This is a genomic window from Aeromonas sp. QDB62 (assembly GCF_027705695.1).
GTDB lineage: Bacteria > Pseudomonadota > Gammaproteobacteria > Enterobacterales > Aeromonadaceae > Aeromonas > Aeromonas allosaccharophila.
Genome location: NZ_JAPDCD010000085.1, coordinates 1 through 7,347 on the forward strand (window position 1 = coordinate 1; position 7,347 = coordinate 7,347).

Sequence of the window (7,347 nt, forward strand, 5' to 3'; positions counted from 1 at the left end):
AAGACGGGAAGTTTCGGCCCTTACGGATGCCCGGAAAACCTTAGCGTACGATTTTTTCCGAATTCTGCGGGCTCCCCTCATAGGACGCGCTACGAGCGATTTCTACCTGTGGGTAAGCCCATCGCCTCATCTCATCAAACAAAGCGTTATTACGGCCATCAGGGGCGTTTATGGAGTGGTCCAGTGCCTTGGCTCGCCGTACCGACAGATTCACCGGTTCAGCCAACTCGGAAAGCGTGTGTGTCCGCCAGTGCCGCCAGTCTGTATCGTTGATGAAGGCGCAGGGGTTACGATGGATGTGACGCGCAAAGCAAAGATCGGCCCCGTAATGCTCGTCATAGGCGGCCTCGATGGCCGTCAGATAGCGGTACGGCTGGCGCTCGCGTACCTCAGGCTGGCAATAAACCGGGTCTTTCAGCAGCCAGAAGGCTTGGTGCCGATGGGGATTGGTCTGGTTGTAGACCACCACGTTCGGCTCGATGTCGTACAGGGTGTGGGCATGAACAGTTGGCGAACTGTCATGATCGACCATCAGCCAATGACGGTCATTGAGATGCGCCCTGATGCGTTCGATCTGCATGGCGCTATCGCGAGGTAGCCAGTAGGTAGGGCCGCCCTTAACGGGCTGACACTCGACAAATTCGGGCAGGAGTTGCTTGAAGTTACCTAGCAATGCTAACCGCCTTATTGGCGGTTCTGGGTTGTCTGATATCTTGCATGTGTTATGCTTTCCCTGTTCTTTGTGAACGGCCCCGAATTACTGTTTCCTCCGCCAAGATGAAACGCAGTAGTTCGGGGTTTGTCTTTTCTGGGCAATACGTTACAGCACTAACTTTGCCTCGGCAACGTTACCTATCCCAGTAGTTTCACAGCTCTCCAAGATGCTTCCTGACCCCCTTCTTTGGGCTGGTCAAACGCTCACGAACGACAGCGAAAATTGCATCATCCCCATCTGAATTACTTGATGCGTGAACTGCAATAACTCTCTCTGATGCTTGCTGGGCAATCACCTTGGCCTCGTCTAAATCGAGCCAGTCGATACGCGATAACCAATAAAATGCGGCTGCATACTCTTCACCAGGTGAAGCAAACGCCTCGTCTTTAGCTCCCTGATACAAGATGCACCTCTCGTATTTATTAGGCAGTCTACGTATCAGTCACTCCCCGCTAATATCAAAGCCTAACTCTCGTTCTACATCGTCCAGTGAGTGCAGGGTCTCTTCTCCATTGCTAACCCTCTCCATGACCTGCTCGACATCAAATAATCCATCGGAAAATAAGCCGCGCTCTTCGACTATCCGATTCAGTTCTTGGATGGCCTCATGGTTCTCAAGCTTCCAACGGTCGGCCTCTGCGTTTTTCCGCTGGCCCAACTGATTGAACTTCGCTGCCATCTCTTTTTCCGGCAAAAAGTCACCAGTATCTGCCTCACTCAATGCAGCCTCAATGTGTGAGCGCTCCCAAGCCTCTTGGTCCAAATCACCTTGCATATCTTGGTTCTCGTTTACCACGGTGGAGTGTCGTCAACCGGCACCCGGTTCTTCCGTGCGGCTTTGGTTTCCGCTTTGAGCTGATTAATCTTCGCTTCAGCCTGCTCCGGCGGCAAAGTCTTGCGCCATTCAGCCCGCTGCTTGCTTCGTTCTGCCTTGGCTGCTCTTCGTTGCTTTTTCTCTGCCTGATCGGCCTTGTGCTGCACCTTCTTGCTCTGTGGCTTATTGGGCTCTGGCAAGGTCTTACCTGTTTTCTCTGCGTGACGCTTTAATGCCGCCGCCTTGCGCTCTTCAAAGGTTAACGCCTTATCAATCAACCGACCCCTTTGTATTGCCTCGCCCACCGCTTGCCCTGCAAGTTCAGGAGCTACGTCTACAACGTCCAGTTTTGCCCTTGGGGTAGGTCTGTTCTTCTTCTGCCGAGCCTGCTGCAACCGAGTAATTTCGCTCATCTCATCAGCAGGGTTGCGGAGGAGATCCAGCCCTGTAGCTCGCTTGTCTGCCTTAGCGTTTTTAGTAGCTTTTTCCCAGTTCAAACCACCCATTACACCTCCCTGACCTAAATAAACCCGGCTTCGCGCTGGTGACGCAGAGCCAAGATCACTACGGTTTCGCCCTCTAGGCGGTAACGCGCCAGATAACCACTGTCCCCAAAGGGGATAACCCACTCGCGGAACACCTCCGGGAGCCCTTCAATAGGACGCCCCATCGCGGGTTGTTGCCCGAGCTGGGCCAGCGCCGAACGGATGGTTTGGGCTGCTCGCTGTGCAACAACCGGGCTCTTACTGTGCAAGAACTCGCGCAGCCGTTTAAGGTCACGCAGAGCAGCCGGAGAGAGGATCACTTGTGGCATGCAGGTGCACCACCTTCAATCTCGGTGCCCCAACCAGCCAACCACTGATCGGCCTCCTCAAGAGAGACATGCAAACCAGTCTCCTGAAACTCCTGCCAAGCATCGAGGGTATCGCGGCGGAACGCCTCCTTGCGCTCTTCGCGCTCAACATACTGGGTGATAGCTTCGCGCATCATCCAGTGCGCTGAACGGTCGCGGGCAGCAGCTAGCTGCTTGATCCGGCTTTGGGTATCGCTATCAAGTTTGATAGACATGGGTTTGGTAGCTGCGGACATAAAACCTCACTGTTAGCCAAAGGTATTACCTAGTGATACCTAAATTTACCACGCAATCCAAGCGCCGTCACAACCCGATTGCAGTACTGCAATGTCGCCCCCGAACTGGGGCGACTAGCGCAGTCTGTCGCAGCGAGCTCGGGGGCAGCCAAGCGCAGCGCGGCAGAACGGGCTAGACCTTCATCCACCGCAGCAGCAGGGCTGCCAACGCTATCCACGCCGCCACGTCCCAAGAAGGCCCCGCCAAGGCGCTGTAGAGCGGCCCAAGGCCCAACCAGTCCGCAACCCAGTACAGCAGGGCTTTCGCCGCAAACACGGCGGCCACAGCTGCCACCGTATGCCACAGCATCAACCCCGGAAACCGATCACTCAATCGCACCTCAATCCACCTCCACGCCAGCATCGAGCAGCCGTTGCCGCCATGTATCGGCGGACAGCAGGGCATAGTGGGCCACCTGCTGGCGCAGGTATTCGGTATCAATGACGATCCAGCGACTGCCGTCGTCATCGATCATCCAGTCGATGGTCGCATCGAGGAGGTCGATCAGCGGCTTTCCATCGGCCCATAGCCACGGGGAGCCTTGATAGCTCGCCAGTTCGTACTCAACCGGGGGGAACTGGCGAATATGCGCCACCGTGTCAGGTGTACCCAACCGACCTGATTTCATACCCGATCTCCTTAATTATTGTCACTGTGACGATATATCACATGCTAAATCCACGATCTCGCCGCTGCTCTTTTCGCAGCTCCGCAGCCCTGTCGGCGATCAGCGCTGCGCCCTCTGCAAGGCGTCCAGCGCCTCGTTCAAGTCGTTGACACTGCTGCTTAAGCTGCCAAGCGCTGTCGTTGTCGCTCTGTTCGACCGCTCTACCCCGCTCTGCAACGTCTCGAACGAACGCTGTAGCTCGCCGCATAACACCCCGCAACTCTCCAGCGCGCTGGTGCAAGCGATCTGCAACTCGCTCAAAGAACGCGCCTGCTGCTGTAATTGCTGCTCCAAAGCCGTCGTTTGCTGCTGGTGTGCCGTTTCTATCCGCTCCAGCCTGTCGAGTAGCACCCGTTCCAGTTCGGTCATTCACTTCACCTCCACAGCCATTTTGTCGCTGTCCTTCACGTTGAACGGTTGCCCCAATGTCGGCGCGAGGATGTAGCTCTTGCCGCCCTGATGGACGAAGGTCACTCCGGTCGGAAGCTGCGCCAGCGTGGCTTTCGCGCTGCTGATCTCGCTGTTCAACCGCTGAACCTCGCTGCCCATCCAGCTCAATACCCCCCAGCTCCCCAACCCTATCCCCACTGCGGTGCACACCCCAACCAGCAAGGCTTTGAGCCAGACGCTGGAGATCAGCTTGAGGGTGTTGGCCTCGCTCCGGGCCTGCTCCAAGACCTCCCTCAATGGGTCGGTCGAGTCGGAGATCTGTTGGGGCAATCCCTCTATCCCGTCCCGGATAGCGCCCACGGTTGTATTCAGCTCGTCGTTCACACGCTTTTTTAAGTCTTTCTTGAGCTCGTCGAGCACCGCTTTCGCTAACTTCTCCACCTCGCCCAATTCCTGCTCTTGCCGCTGCTTGAGCCTCTCGCTCAAGCGTTCTTTCTGCTGTCCAAGATGCTCCATATAACTCTCCCCTTAACCGGACGGCTTTGGGGTAGCCCTCCGGCTTGATGCTGATGTAATCCATGCCCGTTCGCGTGATTTCGCACCCGAGCGATTCTTGCAGGTAGGCTCGCAGCTCGGCGGCGTTTGTGATCACCCCCTGCGCGGTGGCCCCGATTAGGTGGTCGGTGATCTGTTTTTTGATGGCCGGGTGGTCGCCCTTGTATGCCTCGAAATCCGGCCGCAGCAGCCGTGCCCGGAGCGGGTCGTCTGGCCGCGCCCAGCCCTTGGCATGATTGTGTTTGTCCCTGACCGCATAGAAGTCGTCGCGTTGACCTGGTGGAGCCGGGTTGAACGATTTTCCGCTGCCCAAGTGAACACGGGGGATCAGGATGTGCACATGCGCCCCGCCGCCCGGTTCGTCGTGCTGGACGACGGTCATGTGGTAGTCCTCCGGCTCCAGTCCTGCAAATGCCAGCGCCTCGAAATCGGCCAGCACCTCGTCGATCTCGGCAGCGGTCGGTGCCTCCTCGGCGGCCCACGAAATCACCGCGCTGGAGTACCGCTGCTGGAACGGCAGTGAGTCGGCCACCGCCGCGAACAGCGCCGGATCCCCCCGCAGTACCGTCACCCCGGCCCGCTCCGCTCCGGTGTGGTCGTGCGCCCCAAGCAGGTAGGCCGAGGCGCGGGCGCCGCTGCCCGTACCGTGGGCTAGGAATTTAACGTGCATCGCTGCTGCTCTCCTTGGTGGTCGGCTTGGGGGGAGGAGGCAACTGGGGCAGCAAGTGGGCTGCCTCAGCCTCGATGCTGCGCAGCAGGGCCAGCACTTCCACCAGTTGCACCGACGAGCCGGCCAACCGGCATTCGTTCAGGGCTCGGGCTATCTGGTTGAGGTTGTTGCTCATCCCGGCCAACTGGCGCATCAACGCCGGGTCGGCATCGTTGCTGGTATCGCGGACACGGACGGGACGGCGCTGGGGCGTCGGCAAATTCGTCTGCTGATTGGCATCCACCGCACCCCGGATCCAGTCAGACACACTGAGCCCGGATGCGGTCGCCCGCTCGCGCCATTCGGCGGCGGTCGGCTTGTCGATCCTGACGCTGACGGTGGTTATCTTTTGGACCTTGGACACGCTGCCTCCGGCTGTGGGTTTAGGGGGATTGAAGGGGCATAGCCCCTCACCAGCCCCGTGTTACGTTGAGCCGCGAAGCAGGCTAAAACGTAATACGGGTACGCTGGCTTAATGCCAGTACAGCAAAAAAACAGGGGGTCGGCAACTTGCCAATTATCGTCACAGTGACACATAATCAATTACCGTTACAGTGACAGGAAATAACACCATGAAGGACACCAAGGATCAGGGGACTGGGGACATGTTTGGCATCAAGCGCGGACGGGGTAGGCCAAAAACCGGATCAGCCAAAACAGGGGCAGAACGACAAGCAGCCTACCGTGCAAAGCAGCAGGACAATAACGTTACTGTGACGATAAATCGGGCATTGGTAGAGGGGCTGGATGCCCAGATGCAGGCTATCCGGGATGGAGGGTCGGCGGTGGTACTGACCCCGGAGCAGGCCGGGGAGATTCTGCGGGCACTGCGAACGGCAGAGAACAAACAGCTCCGGGGATAAGACCTACTGCCCACAGGCCAAACACATGGCCTGATGGACAGCCCTTCGGGATCGGCCTTACCCCCCTCGCAACGAGCCTCTCTCTCTTAAATGACTTTCGAGAAGGGGCCGCCCTACGGGCGCTGTTATCTGATATGGCTTGTTTTCGCGATCGCTATTTTGAAATTTTGGCGTACTTGCTTACCGTACTGGCGGAAATATTGAGATCGTCGGCGATGGTGCTATGCGGGTATCCGGCAGCCTTCATGCTCTGAATGGCTTCCCACAACTCCCAGTTAGTCCGGCTTGTTCCCATGGGCCTCCCGCCCCCCTTGGAAACCTTGCCCCCCTTGGCCCCTCTGGTTGCCTGAATGGCGCGGAACTCGGACGGGGTGAAATGTCGCCATACCCAACGGGCGATGCTCTTGGCCGTGGCCTTCGTCTCGGACACGGGCAACGGACCGCCCTGCTCCAGCCCAAACGCATTGGCACTGTCACAGGCAGCTCTGACAGCCTCAGCCCATGCGTCGTACCCATTGGGTCGCCAATACTCTCTGACGGCGCTGTAAGCCCACTCCCGCACGTTGTCGAACAGGGTGACGTTACGCCCTAGCCCGCTCGCCTCCTTGCGGCTGCGGCGACTGTAGGCGGCGAGATCTTTATCCGGGCAGAACTCGGCCAGATAGTCGAGAGAATAGGGCTCAATGGGGTGCCAGACCGTCCACCAATCGCTGTGTGTGGGGTTCTTGGTGATGAGGCCTGTGAACCGCATGTCAGCCCCTAACCGATGCGCCATAACGTGTTCTATGGCGGCCAGATAGCGCAATGGTTTCGCCTTGGCTGCGCTGGTGCGGGCCACAGGGGTAGCCAGCATGTAACCGATGTGGGCACGGCCTCGATGACAGACCCCGTTCTCGTCCAGCCCTTCATCCAGGTTGATGGCGATCCAGTGTGGAGCTGGCAGTCCAGCGGACTCCCATGCGGCGTATCCATCTGGTCGGTCGATATCGAATACCAGGCAGGCGACGTGCGGCGGCGGGTTGTGCTGGATGTGGCGATAGGCCAGCGCGGTAGCCTTCGGGCGGATCAACAGGCCCTGTGACGGGTCATCAGTACAGTAGGGGCGATGAGGCAGACGTTCGACAAACGAGGCGCGAGAGGCTGTTTTCGTCAATGATGCCCGCGCTTATTGGCGGGGCAGGGTTGTTTAGCGTGATCCATGTGTTATTATTTTCCTGTTCTTAGTGAACGACCCCGAACTCTCTTACCGACTCCGCCAAGATGAAGATAAGAGATTCGGGGTTTGTCTTTTCTGGCCAGTACGTTACCGCAGGCGGTCACACCTTACAACGTCCGCTAATCAAGACGTGACATGGCATCCAGATACCTGATTACCCATGATTAGCAGTCAGTTACCACGAACTATACTGATCTTACGTACAGTTATCGGAGGTGCGAGATCATGGCCAAAAGCAAAATCCAATTCCAGAAAGGCTACAGCCTGTTTGAGTTTCTCAAGGACTATG

General features: G+C 57.7%; 13 protein-coding genes. 2 read left to right on the top strand and 11 right to left on the bottom strand.

All coding sequences use genetic code 11. The features are described from left to right. Positions 1 to 40: 40 nt before the first annotated feature. The 9 genes from OKC27_RS22120 to OKC27_RS22160 form a co-directional block, all read right to left on the bottom strand. Positions 41 to 580, bottom strand: a complete 540-nt coding sequence (locus OKC27_RS22120) for a replication initiation protein (protein ID WP_394853918.1) — start codon at positions 578 to 580, stop codon at positions 41 to 43. A gap of 286 nt (positions 581 to 866) precedes the next feature. Continuing rightward, entirely contained in the window at positions 867 to 1,118 is a 252-nt protein-coding gene (locus OKC27_RS22125; protein WP_270806715.1) for a hypothetical protein, read from the bottom strand. A gap of 39 nt (positions 1,119 to 1,157) precedes the next feature. Further along, entirely contained in the window at positions 1,158 to 1,490 is a 333-nt protein-coding gene (locus tag OKC27_RS22130; protein ID WP_052497043.1) for a type II toxin-antitoxin system CcdA family antitoxin, read from the bottom strand. Positions 1,491 to 1,504: 14 nt separating this feature from the next. Next, the gene (locus tag OKC27_RS22135; protein WP_043849768.1) at positions 1,505 to 2,035 is read right to left on the bottom strand and encodes a hypothetical protein; all 531 of its coding nucleotides are present in this window, start codon (positions 2,033 to 2,035) and stop codon (positions 1,505 to 1,507) included. 14 nt (positions 2,036 to 2,049) lie between these two features. Next, a complete protein-coding gene (locus OKC27_RS22140; protein ID WP_011222050.1) occupies positions 2,050 to 2,343 on the bottom strand; it encodes a type II toxin-antitoxin system RelE/ParE family toxin in 294 nt (97 codons plus the stop codon). Next, positions 2,331 to 2,597: a CopG family ribbon-helix-helix protein gene (locus OKC27_RS22145; protein WP_231556881.1), complete on the bottom strand. Its 267-nt coding sequence runs from the start codon at positions 2,595 to 2,597 to the stop codon at positions 2,331 to 2,333. The genes OKC27_RS22140 and OKC27_RS22145 overlap by 13 nt, the downstream gene beginning before the upstream one ends. 401 nt (positions 2,598 to 2,998) lie before the next feature. Beyond that, a complete protein-coding gene (locus OKC27_RS22150; RefSeq protein ID WP_043849770.1) occupies positions 2,999 to 3,286 on the bottom strand; it encodes a hypothetical protein in 288 nt (95 codons plus the stop codon). A gap of 99 nt (positions 3,287 to 3,385) precedes the next feature. Then, a complete protein-coding gene (locus OKC27_RS22155) occupies positions 3,386 to 3,694 on the bottom strand; it encodes a hypothetical protein (RefSeq protein WP_043849771.1) in 309 nt (102 codons plus the stop codon). After that, a complete protein-coding gene (locus OKC27_RS22160) occupies positions 3,695 to 4,231 on the bottom strand; it encodes a hypothetical protein (RefSeq protein WP_043849772.1) in 537 nt (178 codons plus the stop codon). Between the two features lie 160 nt (positions 4,232 to 4,391). Here OKC27_RS22160 and OKC27_RS22950 point away from each other — a divergent pair, with 160 nt between their 5' ends. After that, complete coding sequence (locus OKC27_RS22950) at positions 4,392 to 4,793, top strand: hypothetical protein (protein WP_316942068.1); 402 nt, start codon at positions 4,392 to 4,394, stop codon at positions 4,791 to 4,793. A 136-nt stretch (positions 4,794 to 4,929) separates the two neighbouring features. Here OKC27_RS22950 and OKC27_RS22170 read toward each other — a convergent pair whose 3' ends face one another. Further along, complete coding sequence (locus tag OKC27_RS22170) at positions 4,930 to 5,343, bottom strand: MobC family plasmid mobilization relaxosome protein (protein WP_043849774.1); 414 nt, start codon at positions 5,341 to 5,343, stop codon at positions 4,930 to 4,932. A 208-nt stretch (positions 5,344 to 5,551) separates the two neighbouring features. Here OKC27_RS22170 and OKC27_RS22175 point away from each other — a divergent pair, with 208 nt between their 5' ends. Then, positions 5,552 to 5,842 (top strand): hypothetical protein, encoded by a 291-nt coding sequence (locus OKC27_RS22175; RefSeq protein WP_042650710.1) that lies wholly within the window; start codon positions 5,552 to 5,554, stop codon positions 5,840 to 5,842. Positions 5,843 to 5,996: 154 nt separating this feature from the next. Here OKC27_RS22175 and OKC27_RS22180 read toward each other — a convergent pair whose 3' ends face one another. After that, complete coding sequence (locus tag OKC27_RS22180; RefSeq protein WP_068979440.1) at positions 5,997 to 6,995, bottom strand: replication initiation protein; 999 nt, start codon at positions 6,993 to 6,995, stop codon at positions 5,997 to 5,999. Positions 6,996 to 7,347 lie beyond the last annotated feature (352 nt).